The organism is Caulobacter sp. S45 (assembly GCF_903642205.1).
Taxonomy (GTDB): domain Bacteria; phylum Pseudomonadota; class Alphaproteobacteria; order Caulobacterales; family Caulobacteraceae; genus CAHJWH01.
The window spans coordinates 1-15,779 of record NZ_CAHJWH010000063.1 but is presented as its reverse complement, the minus strand read 5'-3'; the positions used below and the strand labels follow the sequence as shown (position 1 = coordinate 15,779).

Genomic DNA, 15,779 nt, shown 5'->3' with positions numbered 1-15,779 from the left:
GTGGCGGTGATCGTGCTCCCGCTGTTCTGTCCGCCGGTGGTGTTCGGGGCCGGCGCGGTGAGCGCGCTGGTCTCGGGCCTGGACTGGCGGGCGGGGTTGCTACTGCTGTGCGGCTACAGTCTGACGGCCGCAGCGCTCGCCCCCTTCGCCATGGCCGCGGCCTGCCGCAATGCTCTCGAATAGCTGTGCGCCCGCCGCCCCTGCACCGCGCCCCGCCTCTGCGCCGCCGACCTCGATCCGCCTATGCCGCGGGAATCGCGCGAGCCTTTCGCAACGGCGTGGAGGTTCTATGTTATGCTCGCGACATCGTTATGCTCGCGATATCGTTATGCTCGCGATATCGACTTAAAACGCTGCGCTTCGGCCGCCCTATCCCCTGGACGGGGCCGGCCTGAGGCCCAAGGAGCAGCCCCATGACACTGGCCCCGGCGGCGGAGCTGTCGCCCACGGTGCGCAGCGCCGGCATCAAGATCCACACGCCTGAGGACTTCGCCGGCATGCGTGCGGCCGGCCGGCTGGCGGCCGAGTGCCTGGATATGCTGACGCCGCACATGGTCCCGGGCGTCCTGACTGAGCGGCTGGACGACCTCGCGCGCGAGTTCATCCTGGACCACGGCGCCCTGCCCGCCTGCCTCGGCTACCGCGGCTACGCCAAGACGACCTGCATCTCGCCCAATCACGTGGTCTGCCACGGCATTCCAGGGCCGAAGACGCTGAAAGATGGCGACATCGCCAACATCGATGTGACGGTGATCCTCGACGGCTGGCACGGCGACACCAGCCGCATGTACGGCATCGGCGAGGTGGCGCCCCGGGCCAAGCGCCTGGTGGAGGTGACCTACGAGTCCCTCGCCCGCGGCCTGGCGGCGACCGGGCCCGGCGCCACGCTCGGCGACATCGGCTACGCCATCCAATCCCATGTGGAGGCGCAGCGCTGTTCGGTGGTGCGGGACTTCTGCGGCCACGGCGTGGGCCGGGTGTTCCACGACAGCCCCAACGTGCTCCACTACGGCCGTCGCGGCGAGGGCGCCCGGCTCCAGCCCGGCATGTTCTTCACCGTCGAGCCCATGGTCAACCTCGGCAAGTCGGCGGTGAAGGTGCTGAGCGACGGCTGGACGGCGGTAACCCGCGACAAGTCGCTATCGGCCCAGTGCGAACATTCCGTGGGGGTGACCGAGACGGGCGTGGAAATCTTCACCGCCTCTCCTGCCGGCCTGTTCCAGCCGCCGATCGGCTAGACTCAACCTAGACGCGCTTCCATTCTCCGTGGGTTGGCTTCACCCTGGCGCCATCGGGAGCTCAGCCGTGGCCGACGACTCAAAGGTCAGCGAGAAACCTCCCGCCCACTACCTCGGCCATCGCGAGCGCCTGCGCGAGCGGGCGGCCGTTGGGGGTTTAAGCGCGCTGCCCGACTACGAAATGTTGGAGCTCTACCTCTTTCGCTCGGCGAAGATGGGCGACGTCAAACCCAAGGCCAAGGCGTTGCTGGCGCGCTTCGGCAGCCTCGGCGCGGTGCTCTCCGCGTCCTTGCCCGAACTGATGTCGGTTCCCGGCGTCGGCGAGGTGGCGGCGTTGGAGCTGAAGCTGGTGCACGAGCTGGCCCAGCGGATCGGCCGGGAGCCCGCCGCCAGGCGTACGGTGATTTCCTCCTGGTCGGCGCTGCTGTCCTACGTGCGGGTGGCGCTCCAGCACGAGGGGCGAGAGCAGGTGCGGGTCCTGTATCTGGATCGCAAGAACCAGCTGATCATGGACGAAGTGTGCAACCACGGCACCGTGGACCACGCGCCGATTTATCCGCGCGAGATCGTGCGCCGGGCGCTAGAGCTGTCGGCCTCCTCCGTCATCCTGGTGCACAACCACCCTTCTGGCGATCCAACCCCTTCAAAGGCCGACATCGAGGTGACCCAGGCCGTGATCGCTGCAGGCCGACCGCTGAGCATCTCCGTGCACGACCATCTCGTCGTCGGCCGTGACGGCGTGGTCAGCTTCAAGGCCAAGGGGTTGATATGAGCCGATCAGCCTTTGTCCGCTTGCGGGACGAGGCAGCTCACGCCTCCTCCTGAGCGCCCTTGAGCCAGGCCAGGTACTCCGGCGTCTTCAGCAGAGAGTCGGCGTACATGGCGGCGACGCCATGGTCGCCGAAGCCGGCCAGCTGGACGCCGTAGGTCAGGAAGCGGGTGGCCACCGGGGTGAAGAAGGCGTCGGCGATCGACCAGGGCCCGACCAGGAACTCGCCCTGCTCCTTAAATCGCCCGCGGAGATCGGCCCACAGGGCGACGATGCGGCGGATGTCATCGTGGGTGGCCTCGGACAGTGTGACCTCGTGCGGCGTCTTGGTCAGCTCCATGGCCGCTTCTCCCCGCAGCGAGGCGAAGCCGGAGTGCATCTCCGCGCAGGCCGAGCGCGCCAGGGCCCGGGCAACCGCATCTTGCGGCCAGAGGTGGGCTTCGGGGTAACGCTCGGCCAGGTATTCGCAGATGGCCAGGGAGTCCCAGACGACCAGATCCCCATCCTTCAGGGCGGGCACCTTGCCGTTCGGCGAGTGCTCGGCGATCGTGCCGGTCGTTCCATGCTCGCGCAGCGGGATCAGCCGCTCATCGAAGGCGACGCCCGCGTGCTTGAGGGCGAGCCACGGCCGCATCGACCAGCTCGACCACCGCTTCGTTCCGATCACCAATTCCAATGCGGCCTCCATGACGCTGTGCCGCGATGAAAGGCGCCAGCAAGGCCGACGTTCCAGTGCGCGGCCACGCGCCTCAGGCGGTCGCGGCTACTGGACGACGCCAAGCGCCCGGGCGCTCTCCACCGTGACCTGGCCGGCGGCGAGGCGGTGGTCGACCTGGAAGCGGCGGAGCGCCTCGTAGGTCTGCGCCCGGCCGATCCCGTCCTGCGGGCCGGCGTCGTAGCCCTGTGCGGCGAGGGAGGCCTGCATGCGCGCCATGGCCGGGCGCGACAGGGGCCCGCCGCAGACCACGGGCGCATAGGTCGCCCCCCCATCATGGACCTCGCGCGTAGTCCGCCAGGCGTACTCAGGCGCAGTGCGTCGCTCCATCCAGCGTCCTGGCGCGACCATGCGTTCAGTGGAGATCCAGTGATACTCCGCCGGAATGCGGCGCACGGACATCATGGCGGGCCGCATCAGCACCCTGTGCGCCACGACATGCTGTATGCTCGTGCGAACCCCGTAGACGCGTCCGCGCGCTGTCCGCACTCGGTGCATCACGGTCTCGTATCTCGCCGGACACCACACCTTGCACATGACGAGGCCCGTCGGCGTCACCATGGTCTGGCCAGGCTGCGGCGCGCCGGAGACCAGAGGCCCGTAGCGCTGTTCCCAAACATAATGGCCGGGCGCCACGAGGACATGTTCCGCCACATCGGCGTAGCTGTCCGGCTCACGCACCCAGCGCATTGGCCCGGGCGCGCTGTAGGCGCTGCGCTCGACGCGGTAGACCGCCGCGAGGCGCACGCGCTCCTGGCGAGCAGGCCGCACCATAACCTGGCGACCGAAGCGCTCCACCTGCGGCGGCAGATGGAGGCGCTCCACATGCCCCGGAGAGGTCAGCACGCGCTCGCTGCGTTCGCTTTCGCTGGGCGGCAACAGCACCTTTCCAACGCAGCCGCCCTGGGCCACGGCCATCGGAGCGAAGGCCGGCGAGGCGCTCACCCCAAGCACGACGGCGGCCCGGGCGAGGGCGATCAGCAAGGGCTTCATGGAACGACCTACGGCGACGCCGAACATCGGCTGCCGCAGTATGCCCGAGCGTGGAGGCGACCGCTCCCCGCCTCACCTCCTGGGCGAACGGGCGGTGGCCGTCCCCTCGCGCTTCGCCCCCGCGGCTGCTAACACCCGCCTCCACGGCCAGCCTGGCCGCACCGATCCGCCTCAAGAACCTGGACGATGACCGACACGCCGCCCGACCGCCTCGCCGTCCATCCGACCAGCCCCTATCACGACGCCGAGGCGCTCGGCCGCGGCGTCGGCATCCGCTTCAAGGGCGTGGAGAAGACCAATGTCGAGGAATACTGCGTCAGCGAAGGCTGGGTGAAGGTCGCGGTGGGTTCCACCACCAACCGTAAGGGCGAGCCCTTGACCCTCAAGCTCCAGGGACCTGTCGAGCCCTATTTCCGCGACGCCGGCTGAGTGGCGACGCTGTGGTCCAGACCCTTAGCGCCGAGCGGCTGAACGCCTTCGAGGACATGGCGATGGAGCTCGCCCGCGCGGCGGGCGCGGCCATCCTGCCCCTGTTCCGGGCCGATCATGGCCTGGAAGACAAAGGAGCCGCCAAGGGACAGGCTTTCGATCCTGTCACCGCCGCCGACCGGGGCGCTGAAGCGGCGATCCGGCAGGTCATCGCCGAACGCTGCCCCGACCATGGCGTGCTGGGTGAGGAGTACGGCGAGGACCGGGTGGACGCGGAGTTCGTCTGGGTGCTCGACCCGATCGACGGCACGCGGGGCTTCATCGCAGGCATACCTCTTTGGACCACGCTGATCGCCCTGCGCTGGCGCGGCGAGCCGGTGGTTGGGCTGATCGCCCAGCCGTACCTGGACGAGATCTTTCTCGGGACAGCTCTCGGTTCACGCCTGATCCGCCCCGACGGAACGCGTCAGCTCGCGGTGCGGGCCTGCCCTGGACTCGGCTCGGCCATCGTGGGTGTGACCGATCCGTTGGCTTATTTCACGCCGCTCGAGCAGACCGCCTTCTCGAGAGTGAGGGATGCGGCGCGGCTGACCCGGCTTGGCGGCGACGCGTACTTCTTCGCCCTGACCGCACTGGGCGTCCTGGATGTCGTGGTGGAGCCTACGGCGCTGAAGGCCTGGGATGTCGAAGCCGCCATCCCGCTGATCCAGGGCGCCGGAGGCTTCGTGACGGACTGGCGGGGACGCCCGATCGGGCGTGACGGAGGCCAGATCGTCGCCGCCGGCGACCGCGCCTGCCTGGACGAGACGCTCGCCCTGCTGGCCTACGCGGCGGTCTGAGCTCCGTTCCCGAGCGGAGCGACCCTCAGGCCGGCGACTTCACCGTCCGCAGATAGGGTTTCACCTCGGTCCAGCCGGCGGGAAACATCTCCCGCGCCTGCGCGTCGCTGACCGACGGGACGATGATCACGTCTTCGCCCGGCTTCCAGTTCACAGGCGTAGCCACCTTGTGACCATCGGTGAGCTGCAGGGAGTCGATCACGCGGATCAACTCGTCGAAGTTGCGGCCGGTGGAGGCCGGATAGGTCAGGCTCAGCCGCAGCTTCAGCTTCGGATCGATGATGAAGACCGAGCGCACCGTCATGGTGTCCGAGGCATTGGGATGGATCATCCCGTAGAGTGTCGCCACCTTGCGGTCGTGATCGGCGAGCAGCGGGAAGTTCAGCCTGACGCCTTGCGTCTCCTCGATGTCGGCGACCCAGCCGGCGTGATTGCCCGGTGCGTCCACCGAAAGGCCGAGCACCTTCACGCCCCGCCGGTCGAACTCCGGCTTCAGCTTGGCGACGGCGCCCAGCTCGGTGGTGCAGACAGGCGTGAAGTTCTTCGGATGCGAGAACAGCACCACCCACGACCCCGCCGCCCAGTCGTACAGGTGAACCGGGCCGTCGGTGGACTCTTGGGTGAAATCGGGAACTGTGTCGCCGAGCTGTAGCGCCATCGCCTTGTCCTCGCATCCGTTCAGGTCAGCCCAGCATATAGGCGGCGCGCCAGGGCGACGGAACGCGGGCGGCTTCGAGCTTTGCTGAGGTGGGCGCCAGATGGGCTGCCGCCTTCGGCTCCTTAGGCGTGGCCCGCCACCGCAACGCGGGCGGCGGCCCGGTTGATCAGGCGTTCCCAGTTGAACATCGAGATCGCGTGGGCGCTGATCTGGCGCAGCGCTCCGGTGACGTGCAGGTCGCGCAGGTCTTTGTCCGGCAGGGCGTTCAGCCTCTCCTCGGAGATCGCGAAATAGTCGGCGATCTGGACCGGCTGACCCTGGATCCCGTCCGCTGAGCGCGGGGTGAAGGTGGCGGCCTTGGCCTCGAACAGGTCAAGCCCCTTCAGCCTGGCCACGAACTCGTCGGTTCGTCGGCGCTCGGTCTCGAAGTTGCTGCAGAAATCCACTGCGTTCTGGGAGAAGGTGGAAAGCTTGCCGTCGACGAAGAGCGGCACATCGCCACCTTCCACAAGCATCGGCGCCTCCCGGTCGATGCAGACGATCAGCTGCTCCGATCCCTCGCCCCCGGCCAGCACAAAGGGATAGCGCCGGATGAAGCTCGGGATGTAGGCGCTCTCCTCGTACTGGCCCTGGGCGCTCACGAAGAGGTTCTCGCCCGGGCGGATGCCCAGGATCGCCATCGGCGTCTTGAACTCGCCTGCGAAAATGATGGGATAGTTGAGAGCGGCCGGCCCGAACTCGCTCACCTGCAGCGGCAGGATATGGGCGGAGGCCGCAAAGGCGAAGGGCGCGTCAACAGACTTGAAGCCCAGCTTGCCGTGCGCTTCGGGGGAGAGCGGCTCTGGCCTGCTGTAGAACAGGACCTGGCCAGTGATCTCGCCGGGAGGGGTGGGGACTTGTTGGATGGTCATGAGAGGCTCCGGCCCGTGGCCACGAAGCCCGCTTGTAGGAGAGCGGGCGAACTTGGACAAACTGCCGGCTCCGGGCGGTTGGTCGCACGCTGCCTGTGCGCCTCAGCCTTCGATGGCAGCCGCCAAAGCCTCTGCAACGCGGTCCACATCACTGCCGTGCATGGAGGGATGCAGCGGCAGGGCGAGCACGCGGCCGTAATAGGCCTCAGCACCAGCCAGGCGCATGGGTCCGTAGCGCTCGCGGAAGTAGGGCTGGCGGTACAGCGGCACATAGTGCACCTGCGCACCGATCCCGTCGCTCGCCAGGGCGGCGATGATGGAGCCCCGCCTCGCCGCAAGGTCCGGCTCGTCCAGGAGCACCGTGTAAAGGTGCAGGCCCCAGCGGGCGCCGAGCGGCCTGGGAACCGCGCGGACGCGCGGGCCGAGAGGCGCGAGCGCGGCGTCGTAGGCCGCTGCCAGGGAGGCGCGAAGTTCGACGAGGCGACGGAGCTTGGCCAGCTGGCTCATTCCCAGGGCCGCCGACATTTCGTCCAGCCGCAGGTTGAAGCCGAGTTCAAGCTGTTCGTAGGCCCAGGGGTTCGGCCGCCCTTCCGGGCCGAACGAGCCCGGCTCGCCCATCAGCGCGGCGTCACGCGTGACGCCATGGTTGCGCAGCCGCCGCGCCCGCGCCGCCCTACCAGCATCGTTCAGGGTGACAGCGCCGCCCTCCCCCGCCGCGATTGTCTTGACGGGATGGAAGGAGAAGCAGGCGGCGTCGGACTGCCTGCAGGCGCCCACCGGCTGGCCGGCCTCATCGAGGCCGCCAAGCGCGTGGCACGCATCCTCCACCACTGTCGCGCCGACCTCGCGGGCCAGGGCGGAGATTGGGGTCATGTCGCAGAGCCGACCTGCGAGGTGCACAGGCAGGATGGCCTTGACCGGCCCGCTCCGGTCCAGGGCGGCGGCGAGCGTCTCCGCGGTCATGAGGCCGGTGTCCGGGTCGACATCGGTGAAGCGTACCTCGGCGCCGAGCAGCCGGGCGGCCGTGGCCGTGGACAGGAAGGTCACCGCGGGTACGACGCAGACATGCCCCGGTCCCACGTCCAGCGAGGCCAGGGCCAGCTGCAGGGCGCCGGTACCGGAGGAACAGGCCACCGCCTCGCGCGACCCGCACGCCTGGGCCAGGGCCAGCTCGAACGCGTCCACGCGCGGCCCGTGAGCCAGGTGAGGGCTGTGGAGCGCCGCGACGACCGCGGCGATGTCGTCCTCCTCAATGAGTTGGCGCCCATAGCCGAGGAACGGCGGCGGCGTGGGTCTCAGGGCAGGCGCGGCCATGGCGGAGGCTTGCGCCAGACCCTTTGCGAAGCCGTTAACCACGATCCGTTAAGCTGACCGGGAGAGGGTCGCCCGACGCCTCCTGCGCGAGTTCCAGATGCCATCCCCAGCTGTCGCCGCCCAGAGCGCCCGCCCCTTCCAAGCGCCTGTCCGCGACTTCCTGCATCCCCGTCCGGACCTGAATGGCAAGGTCATCCTGGTCACCGGCGGCACGGGCTCGTTCGGGCGCGCCTTCGTCAAGGCGGTTTGCGAGCAGTTCACCCCGAAGAAGCTGATTGTCTTCAGCCGGGACGAGCTGAAGCAGTACGAGATGGCCCAGGCTCATCCCACGGAGCGCTGGCCATTCCTGCGCTACTTCATCGGCGATGTGCGCGATGTCGGGCGGTTGCAGACAGCCATGCGGGGCGTCGACTACGTGATCCACGCCGCGGCGCTGAAGCATGTGCCGATCGCCGAGTACAACCCGTTCGAGTGCATCAAGACCAACGTGATGGGCGCGGAGAACGTGGTCAACGCCGCCATCGCCGCCGGGGTGAAGCGGGTGGTGGCGCTCTCCACCGACAAGGCGGCCAACCCGATCAATCTCTACGGCGCCTCCAAGCTCGCTTCGGACAAGATCTTCGTGGCCGCCGGGGCCATGGCGGGTGACGCCGACACGCGTTTTTCCGTGGTGCGATACGGGAATGTGATGGGATCTCGCGGGTCGGTGGCCCCGTTCTTCCGCAAGCTGGTGGCGGAAGGCGCCCAGGAATTGCCGATTACCGACCCGCGCATGACGCGGTTCTGGATCACTTTGGATCAAGGCGTGAACTTCGTGCTGTCGAGCCTGGAGGCGATGACGGGGGGAGAGATCTTCGTGCCCAAGATCCCGTCCATGCGCACGACCGAGCTGGCGAGCGCCATCGCCCCCGGCCTGCCGCACAAGCTGGTGGGCATCCGCCCGGGCGAGAAGCTGCACGAGATCATGGTGCCCGAGGACGACGCCCGCTCCACCGTGGAACTGTCGGACCGCTACGTCATCCTGCCGAGCCACGACGCGGCGCGGCGGGAGGCCTACCTGGCCGAGGGCGCCCTGCCGATGCCCGAAGGCTTCTCCTACGTCTCGGACCGCAACCCCGAACGCCTGGACGCCCGAGGGCTCCAGGTCCTGCTGAACCAGGCCTATGGGGGCTGAGCGGGCGTCGCAGGCCTGCTACCGCTTCAGCCTCACCCGCCCGCGCAGGCGCGCCTTGAGCTTGCCCGGCACGAACATCGACCACACGATCCAGGCCGCCGCCATCGCCACGACGGCGTAGGCGATCACCGCCTGCACGCCGCTCACGCCCCCGCCAGCCTGGCGATGTGGTAGGTGGCGAAGGCCGCCACGTAGGCCAGCGCCGTCATGTAGGCGAACATGATGGCCGGCCACTTCCAAGAGTTGGTCTCGCGCTTGACGACGCCCAGGGTGGAGGCGCACTGGGGCGCGAAGATGAACCAGGCGAGCATGGCCAGCGCCGAAGCCATCGACCAGTGGGCGTGCAGCACGCCCGACAGCGGGCCTAACGCGTTCTCGCCGCCCTGCACGGCGTAGACGGTGCCGAGCGCCGCCACCGCAACCTCCCGCGCCGCCATGGCGGGCACCAGCGCCACGGCCATCTGCCAGGTGAAGCCGATGGGGGCCAGCAGCGGCTCCATGGCGTGGCCGAGCATGCCGGCGAAGCTGTAGTTGATGGCGGGGCCGACCGCGCCCGGCGGGGCGGAGGGGGTGGAGCTGAGGAACCAGATCAGCACCATCATGGCCAGGATCACCGTGCCGGCCCGGGTCAGGAAGATCTTGGCCCGGGTCCAGACGCCCATCAGCACGTTCTTGGGGTCCGGCAGCTTGTAGGCCGGCAGCTCCATCAGGAAGGGCTCCGCGGCGCCGCGCCAGAACAGCTTGCGGATCACGAAGCCGACGCTGAGCGCGCTGACGATGCCCGCCGCGTAGAGGCCGAACATCACCAGCCCCTGCAGGCTGGCGAAGCCCCAGACCGTGCGGTTGGGGATGAAGGCGGAGATGATCAGGGTGTAGACCGGGATGCGCGCCGAGCAGGTCATCAGCGGGGCCACCAGGATGGTGGTCAGCCGGTCGCGCCTGTTGTCGATGACCCGCGCGCCCATCACGCCGGGGATGGCGCAGGCGAAGCTGGACAGCAGCGGGATGAAGGCGCGCCCGTGCAGGCCGGCCCCGCCCATCACCCGGTCCATCAGGAAGGCGGCGCGGGCCATGTAGCCCAGGTCCTCCAGCACGATGATGAAGAAGAACAGGATCAGGATCTGGGGCAGGAAGACCAGCACGCTGCCCACCCCGGAGATCACCCCCTCGGAGATCAGGCTGCGCAGCAGGCCCGGCGGGAAGGTCTGGCCGACCAGGACGCCCAGTTGGTCGAAGCCGGCCTTGATCAGGTCCATCAGCGGCTGCGCCCAGGTGAACACCGCCTGGAACATCAGGAAGAGCAGGCCCAGCAGGATTGCGGAGCCGAACACCGGGTGCAGCAGCACGCCGTCCAGCTTGCCGGTCAGGGTGTCCGGGCGTGCGGGCGGGGCGACGCAGGCCCTGGCGATGCGCTCGGCCTCGCGGTGAGCAGTTCGCAGCTCGACCGGCCCCGGCTCGCGCCAGGCGACTTCGGAGGAGAGCGCGGCGGGGCCGCGGGCCAGGCGCTGGGCGGCGGCGAGCAGGGCGTCCACGCCGCGCCTGCGGGTGGCCACGGTGGTCACCACCGGGATGTCCAACTCGCGCGAGAGACCCTCGAGGTCAATGCGCCAGCCCTGGCGCTCAGCGATGTCGAACATGTTCATCGCCAGCACCATGGGCCGGCCGACCTGCTTCAGCTCCAGCACCAGGCGCAGCGCGCCCTTCAGGTTCGTCGCGTCGGCGATGCAGACCAGCACGTCCGGCGGAGTCTCGCCCGCGAGGCGGCCCAGCACCGCGTCGCGGGTGACCACCTCGTCGGGGCTGCGGGCGCGCAGCGAATAGGTGCCGGGCAGGTCGAGCACCCGGGCGCGCCAGCCGTCGACGGCCGTGACCGCACCCTCCTTGCGCTCCACCGTGACGCCCGCATAGTTGGCGACCTTCTGGCGGCTGCCGGTCAGGGCGTTGAACAGGGCCGTCTTGCCGCAATTTGGCGCGCCGATCAGGGCCAGCCGAGCCACAGCGACGGGCAGCGCCTGGGCGGGCGCGGCCTCGGTGTTCAGCCGGTCGGCGAGGCTCGGCGGCGGCGGCTCAAGGACCGCCTCGGCGCTCATCCAGCGGGCTCAGGCGGCCAAGCCGCGGCGCGGACGCAGGCGACCCGCCTCGACCTGGATCAGCACCGCATCAGCCTCGCGCCGACGCAGCGCCACGCGGGCGTCGTCGATCCGGACGGCGATGGGATCGCCACCGAGCGCGCCCTCATGCAGGATCTCGATACGTGCGCCTTCCACAAAGCCGATCTCCAGCAGGCGGCGCTCAAGCTCGGCGGGCTCAAGCCCCCCTGCTGCGTGGGCCAGGGCTCCGGTCCCGACCGATGCGACCACCCCGCGCAGGCCCCGGGCGCCGCGCCCGAGCGGCACGACCCCGCGCGCCATGACGTCGGCCGACGGGATCGCGGAGCGTACCGGAGAGTCCTGAAGCCGCTTGAGCAAGGTCGTCGAAGCTCCACACGCGAATGACTATCAATATCTGCCGGAACGGGGCGCGGTGCAAGGGCTAGCGGGACACAGGCTGCCCGGCTTCGTCCGCTCCCGATCCTGGTGCGGCGGTAATGCTGGCCTTGCGGACGATGGCTGCAACCCAGCGACCAGCCGTTGGGTACCCAGCGCCCCGACAGCCGCTCCTGGATAGTCCACGCCCGTTCAGGCATATGGACGCCGAACGAGGCGTTCGAGAGCCTCTCCGTCAGCATCGCCAGCATCATGAGCCCCGGAACGATGAAGGCGCCGGAGCTCATGCCTGAAAGAGCGCCTCGGCACTTGAAACCGCGGACCACCGCCGATAGGCCGAGCCTCGCCGAAGCCGACGCCCTGACGAGGTCCGGCCGGCTCGTGAGACTCGAAGCGACGGCGGCTTCCGCCGCCAGGCTCTGACAAGCTGCACGGAGACATCGTTTGCAGACTGACCACTCGCTGGCGGACGGACGCCGGGCCGACCGGACCGCCCACCGGGATTTCCGCTTCCGGGCGCCCGTCGATCTTCGCAAGACCGACCCGCCTCCGATCAGGCCTTTGATGGTAGGGGCTTGTACGGCCGACCTCCTGACCTTCGTCATGCGTCGGGATTTCGGCTGGGAGGCGGAACACCTCATTTTCAACAACGTCGCCGAGTTCGCCGAGAAGACGGCGGAGGAACTCGCCAGCTACAGCTTCCAGCTTGTTCAGCTCCCCATGCGCAGCATCTCGCATGAGCACCATTGGCTGAGCACGGCCATGGAGGACCCCGCCACCGCCCAGGCCTACTTCGAAACCTGCTGCGATCGCATGCTGCACATGCTGGACTCGGCGCTGACTTACAGCCGCCAGTCCGGTCTCCTCACTTTTGTCTGCAACTTCATGACACCACAGCAGAATATGCTTGGCAGATTCATGCCCCGGTACGAGCTGAGCAACCCCGTCTACTTCGTCGAACAGCTCAACAAGACCCTGGTGGACGCCTTATCGGGGCTGCGCAATGTCCACCTGCTTGATCTCGACCAGATCTGTGCGGGACGGGGCCGTATGTACATCCAGGATGACAGTGTGTGGGCGTTAAGCCACGGCTCGTTCCTGACGGACTTCGACAGCCACCACGACGGAAGCCGCATTACTCCGGCCGAGCGAATTTATGACTTTTACACGCTGCAGACCCTGGAGGCCATGCATGCGATCATCCATGAGGCTGAAGCGATGTACCGCACGGCTCGTGGGATAGACGCGGTCAAGCTGGTCATCATCGACCTGGACGACACGCTCTGGAGAGGTGTGTTTGCAGAAGGCGGGGTCGACACCCAGGAGGGCTGGCCTCTGGGCTTCACCGAAGCTTTGAACTTCCTGAAGCGGCGGGGCGTGGTCCTGGCCATCGTCAGCAAGAATGACGAGGCGCTGATCCGCGAGAACTGGGCCAAGCTGACATGGGGGCTGCTGCCCTTCGAGTCCTTCGCCGTGCACAGGATAAACTGGCGCTCCAAGGCGCAGAACATAGCGGAGGTGATCGCCGAGGTGAACGTCCTCCCGGAGAGCGTCGTGTTCATCGACGACAACCCGGTGGAGCGTGCAGCGGTGGCGCAGGCCTTCCCCGATATCCGGGTGCTCGGAGCCGACATCTATTACCTGAAGCGGGTGTTGCTGTGGGCGCCGGAGCTGCAGGTCGCTTCGATCAGTTCGGAGTCCGCACGGCGCACCGAAATGATCCGCGCCCAGGCGGAACGGGGCCAGGAGCGTGCGCGCATGTCCAGGACGGACTTCCTCGCCGCCCTGGACCTGAACGTCGAGGCTTTCCGCATCTCGAGCGGCGCGGACCTGAGGTCGGCGCGGGCGTTCGAGCTGCTGAACAAGACCAACCAGTTCAACACGACCGGTAAACGGTGGACGGAGGCCGAATGGACCGCCCTGTTCGCGCGAGGCGGCGTAGCCTACGCCTTCGAGGTCGCCGATCGGTTCACGCCCTACGGGCTCACCTGCGTCGCCCTGGTCGAGGGTGGGGTTATCCTGCAGTTCGTCATGAGTTGCCGGGTCATCGGCCTCGACGTGGAGTTCCGCGCGCTGGAAACGATCTATCGCGACCTGGCGACGGCGGGCGCACGATCGGTGACAGGTGTCACGGAGGCGACCGAGAAGAACGGCCTGTCGCAGGATTTCTACGCCAAGGCCGGCTTTGACGCCGACGGCGAGGTCTGGACGCGGCCACTGTCCGAGGCCGAGGTGGCGCCGGAAGGCGCGGCCGCAAGCGCTCCCGCCTCCTCCCCGATCGGGGAGGACCCGCGTGCCGAGACATCGGTAGTGGCGCAAAGCGCCCGTCCGCCCTGGATGCGCCTCTTCGGGTCCAAAGGGATGCGTCCGCCGCGCGGCAGACGGGCCGAACTCCAGCCCCTCGGCTCGAGAACTGGCGCGGGCGAGGCTTGAGCAGGCTCCGGCCCCACCTGCGGCGCCGCGGCGAGCCGGCCAGCGCGGGACTGACCCATCGATCGCTTCATCTGTGAACGCCCCAAGCGACAGCTCTGCGCAGCCCAGCGCGACGGCACTGTGCACAACCCCTCGAGCCGGAACGCCGCCTCGTCCGTCCACGACCTACGAGGCAGGATGCTCAGCCACCCTGACTGAGCGCCGCCAAGTCGCGCGATAAAGCCGGCGTGGGTTTGGGTGAGCTGCGCCGAACCGGAGACAAGTTGCCGTGGACCCGACAGTACCTTAATAACATATGTTGTTCGTAAACGGATAGAACAATCTATGTTAATTCTAAGGTTGGTAACAGGGCATCTTTCATCTTAATGTCCTGGACGTGCTGATTACCGCTATTAAAAGAGGCGCTCGTTTTTGCAGGCGCGGAAACTTGAGGCGGAATGAATGACGGGTAGACTGGGTGTCGCGGTGATCGGCCTTGGCGGCGCGGTGGCGACCACGGCGCTGGCGGGCGTCGAGATGATCCGAGCCGGTTCGAACGCCCTGGACGGGCTGCCGCTGGCGGACCGCACCGCTCAAGGTCTGACCCCCTACGGCGATCTCGTCTTTGGCGGCTGGGACCTCTCCGGCGATGACCTCGCCACCGCGGCGCTGGGGCACGGCGTGGTCACGGCGGCGGAACTGGCCAACGGCGCCTCGGGCCTGAGGGGGATGACCCCCTGGCCGGCGGTGGGCAGCCGCGACTTCTGCGCCAATATCGACGGCGCCAACAAGATCGTCGCTGACGGTCATCGGGCGGCCGTGACGCGCATCCGCGAGGACATCGACCGCTTCAAATCGGACAAGGCGCTTGACCAGGTGGTGGTGATCAACCTCGCCTCAGTGGAGCGCAAGCCGGACCTCGACGCGCCGGCGCTGCAGTCGCTGGACGCTTTCGAGCGCGGGCTCGACGCCGACGACCCGGCGATCAGCCCCGCCATGCTCTATGCCTATTCGGCGATCGGCGCGGATACGCCCTACGGCAACTTCACGCCCAGCGTGGCCGGCGACCTGCCGGCCATGGCGGAGCTGGCGGCGCAGCGCGAGGTCCCCATCTGCGGCAAGGACGGCAAGACCGGCCAGACCTTCCTGAAGACCGTGATCGCCCCGGGACTGAGGGCGCGCGCGCTGCATGTGGACGGCTGGTTCTCCACCAACATCCTGGGCAACCGCGACGGCCTGGCGCTGGACGACGCCAAGTCGCTGGCCTCCAAGATCGGGACCAAGAAGTCGGCCCTGGACGGGATGCTGGGCTATCCGGTGGAGGACCACATCGTCCACATCCACTATTACCGGCCGCGCGGCGACGACAAGGAGGCGTGGGACAATATCGACATCTCCGGCTTCCTCGGCCGCAAGATGCAGATCAAGGTCAACTTCCTGTGCAAGGACAGCGTGCTGGCCGCGCCGCTGGTGATCGAGATCGCCCGCTCGCTGGGGCTGGCCCGCGCGCGTGGGCAGGGCGGCGTGCAGGAGCAGCTCGGCCTCTTCTTCAAGGCGCCCCAGACGCTCGGCGGTCACGAGCCCGAGCATGGGCTGATCGAGCAGCAGCGCCGCTTCGACGCCTGGCTCGATGGCTGACGGGGCCATGCATCCCGTCGGGGCGACGGGGATCACGCCTGCAGTCCTGGCGCTGTTCCGCGAGCTTGGAGATCTGAAGCGGATCCGTTCGGCCGACGCCCCGAGCTCCATCGCCGAGCGGCTGTTCGCCCGGGCCTGGGCGGCGCTGTTCAGGGCGGCTAGCTTTTCGGGCGTTGGCTGAGACAGGTCCGCGGCCACTGGCG

At 68.3% G+C, this 15,779-nt stretch carries 17 protein-coding genes; 9 read left to right on the top strand and 8 right to left on the bottom strand.

Going from position 1 to position 15,779, the window contains the following annotated elements; translation table 11 throughout:
* From HUV06_RS08270 to radC, 3 genes are all read left to right on the top strand, one after another.
* On the top strand, positions 1 to 183 hold a 183-nt coding region (locus tag HUV06_RS08270; RefSeq protein WP_174300796.1), incomplete at its 5' end, for a heme exporter protein CcmB.
* A gap of 230 nt (positions 184 to 413) precedes the next feature.
* Positions 414 to 1,238 carry a type I methionyl aminopeptidase gene (map, locus tag HUV06_RS08265; protein ID WP_174300795.1) on the top strand — a complete coding sequence of 275 codons (825 nt, stop codon included), beginning with the start codon at positions 414 to 416 and terminating at the stop codon, positions 1,236 to 1,238.
* A gap of 67 nt (positions 1,239 to 1,305) precedes the next feature.
* Positions 1,306 to 2,010, top strand: a complete 705-nt coding sequence (gene radC, locus HUV06_RS08260; RefSeq protein WP_174300794.1) for a DNA repair protein RadC — start codon at positions 1,306 to 1,308, stop codon at positions 2,008 to 2,010.
* 37 nt (positions 2,011 to 2,047) lie between these two features.
* Here radC and HUV06_RS08255 read toward each other — a convergent pair whose 3' ends face one another.
* Positions 2,048 to 2,695, bottom strand: a complete 648-nt coding sequence (locus HUV06_RS08255; RefSeq protein ID WP_371811030.1) for a glutathione S-transferase family protein — start codon at positions 2,693 to 2,695, stop codon at positions 2,048 to 2,050.
* 75 nt (positions 2,696 to 2,770) lie between these two features.
* On the bottom strand, positions 2,771 to 3,715 hold the full coding sequence (locus HUV06_RS08250) for a peptidoglycan-binding protein (RefSeq protein WP_174300792.1): 945 nt from the start codon (positions 3,713 to 3,715) through the stop codon (positions 2,771 to 2,773).
* A gap of 186 nt (positions 3,716 to 3,901) precedes the next feature.
* Between HUV06_RS08250 and HUV06_RS08245 the strand changes: the two genes are divergently transcribed.
* Complete coding sequence (locus HUV06_RS08245) at positions 3,902 to 4,144, top strand: DUF3297 family protein (protein ID WP_174300791.1); 243 nt, start codon at positions 3,902 to 3,904, stop codon at positions 4,142 to 4,144.
* A 56-nt stretch (positions 4,145 to 4,200) separates the two neighbouring features.
* Positions 4,201 to 4,983 carry a histidinol-phosphatase gene (gene hisN, locus HUV06_RS08240; protein ID WP_174300798.1) on the top strand — a complete coding sequence of 261 codons (783 nt, stop codon included), beginning with the start codon at positions 4,201 to 4,203 and terminating at the stop codon, positions 4,981 to 4,983.
* 25 nt (positions 4,984 to 5,008) lie between these two features.
* On the opposite strand, the gene HUV06_RS08235 is transcribed toward hisN, so the two are convergent.
* The 3 genes from HUV06_RS08235 to HUV06_RS08225 form a co-directional block, all read right to left on the bottom strand.
* Positions 5,009 to 5,641 (bottom strand): peroxiredoxin, encoded by a 633-nt coding sequence (locus tag HUV06_RS08235; RefSeq protein ID WP_174300790.1) that lies wholly within the window; start codon positions 5,639 to 5,641, stop codon positions 5,009 to 5,011.
* A gap of 122 nt (positions 5,642 to 5,763) precedes the next feature.
* On the bottom strand, positions 5,764 to 6,552 hold the full coding sequence (locus tag HUV06_RS08230; RefSeq protein WP_174300789.1) for a SapC family protein: 789 nt from the start codon (positions 6,550 to 6,552) through the stop codon (positions 5,764 to 5,766).
* Between the two features lie 102 nt (positions 6,553 to 6,654).
* The gene (locus HUV06_RS08225) at positions 6,655 to 7,866 is read right to left on the bottom strand and encodes an aminotransferase class I/II-fold pyridoxal phosphate-dependent enzyme (protein WP_174300788.1); all 1,212 of its coding nucleotides are present in this window, start codon (positions 7,864 to 7,866) and stop codon (positions 6,655 to 6,657) included.
* Between the two features lie 97 nt (positions 7,867 to 7,963).
* On the opposite strand from HUV06_RS08225, the gene pseB reads away from it, so the two are divergent.
* A complete protein-coding gene (gene pseB / locus HUV06_RS08220; protein ID WP_174300787.1) occupies positions 7,964 to 9,040 on the top strand; it encodes a UDP-N-acetylglucosamine 4,6-dehydratase (inverting) in 1,077 nt (358 codons plus the stop codon).
* 18 nt (positions 9,041 to 9,058) lie between these two features.
* Here pseB and HUV06_RS16465 read toward each other — a convergent pair whose 3' ends face one another.
* Genes HUV06_RS16465 through HUV06_RS08210 form a run of 3 tightly spaced genes read right to left on the bottom strand, consistent with a single transcriptional unit; the run spans position 9,059 to position 11,508 of the window.
* A complete protein-coding gene (locus HUV06_RS16465) occupies positions 9,059 to 9,187 on the bottom strand; it encodes a hypothetical protein (RefSeq protein WP_256430044.1) in 129 nt (42 codons plus the stop codon).
* Entirely contained in the window at positions 9,184 to 11,130 is a 1,947-nt protein-coding gene (locus HUV06_RS08215) for a ferrous iron transporter B (protein ID WP_174300786.1), read from the bottom strand. The genes HUV06_RS16465 and HUV06_RS08215 overlap by 4 nt, the downstream gene beginning before the upstream one ends.
* 9 nt (positions 11,131 to 11,139) lie before the next feature.
* Positions 11,140 to 11,508, bottom strand: a complete 369-nt coding sequence (locus HUV06_RS08210) for a ferrous iron transport protein A (protein WP_371811029.1) — start codon at positions 11,506 to 11,508, stop codon at positions 11,140 to 11,142.
* A 462-nt stretch (positions 11,509 to 11,970) separates the two neighbouring features.
* On the opposite strand from HUV06_RS08210, the gene HUV06_RS08205 reads away from it, so the two are divergent.
* From HUV06_RS08205 to HUV06_RS08195, 3 genes are all read left to right on the top strand, one after another.
* Positions 11,971 to 13,959, top strand: a complete 1,989-nt coding sequence (locus HUV06_RS08205) for an HAD family hydrolase (RefSeq protein ID WP_174300785.1) — start codon at positions 11,971 to 11,973, stop codon at positions 13,957 to 13,959.
* A gap of 441 nt (positions 13,960 to 14,400) precedes the next feature.
* Positions 14,401 to 15,576 (top strand): inositol-3-phosphate synthase, encoded by a 1,176-nt coding sequence (locus tag HUV06_RS08200; RefSeq protein ID WP_174300784.1) that lies wholly within the window; start codon positions 14,401 to 14,403, stop codon positions 15,574 to 15,576.
* On the top strand, positions 15,569 to 15,757 hold the full coding sequence (locus tag HUV06_RS08195; protein ID WP_174300783.1) for a hypothetical protein: 189 nt from the start codon (positions 15,569 to 15,571) through the stop codon (positions 15,755 to 15,757). Before HUV06_RS08200 ends, HUV06_RS08195 begins: the two co-directional genes overlap by 8 nt.
* Positions 15,758 to 15,779: the final 22 nt, after the last annotated feature.

Bases quoted from the DNA above. Each gene is read 5' to 3' on its own strand.
- map (WP_174300795.1), top strand. From the start codon at position 414: ATGACACTGGCCCCGGCGGCGGAGCTGTCGCCCACGGTGCGCAGCGCC.
- HUV06_RS08255 (WP_371811030.1), bottom strand. From the start codon at position 2,695: ATGGAGGCCGCATTGGAATTGGTGATCGGAACGAAGCGGTGGTCGAGC.
- HUV06_RS08250 (WP_174300792.1), bottom strand. From the start codon at position 3,715: ATGAAGCCCTTGCTGATCGCCCTCGCCCGGGCCGCCGTCGTGCTTGGG.
- HUV06_RS08245 (WP_174300791.1), top strand. From the start codon at position 3,902: ATGACCGACACGCCGCCCGACCGCCTCGCCGTCCATCCGACCAGCCCC.
- hisN (WP_174300798.1), top strand. From the start codon at position 4,201: ATGGCGATGGAGCTCGCCCGCGCGGCGGGCGCGGCCATCCTGCCCCTG.
- HUV06_RS08235 (WP_174300790.1), bottom strand. From the start codon at position 5,641: ATGGCGCTACAGCTCGGCGACACAGTTCCCGATTTCACCCAAGAGTCC.
- HUV06_RS08230 (WP_174300789.1), bottom strand. From the start codon at position 6,552: ATGACCATCCAACAAGTCCCCACCCCTCCCGGCGAGATCACTGGCCAG.
- HUV06_RS08225 (WP_174300788.1), bottom strand. From the start codon at position 7,866: ATGGCCGCGCCTGCCCTGAGACCCACGCCGCCGCCGTTCCTCGGCTAT.
- pseB (WP_174300787.1), top strand. From the start codon at position 7,964: ATGCCATCCCCAGCTGTCGCCGCCCAGAGCGCCCGCCCCTTCCAAGCG.
- HUV06_RS08215 (WP_174300786.1), bottom strand. From the start codon at position 11,130: ATGAGCGCCGAGGCGGTCCTTGAGCCGCCGCCGCCGAGCCTCGCCGAC.
- HUV06_RS08200 (WP_174300784.1), top strand. From the start codon at position 14,401: ATGACGGGTAGACTGGGTGTCGCGGTGATCGGCCTTGGCGGCGCGGTG.
- HUV06_RS08195 (WP_174300783.1), top strand. From the start codon at position 15,569: ATGGCTGACGGGGCCATGCATCCCGTCGGGGCGACGGGGATCACGCCT.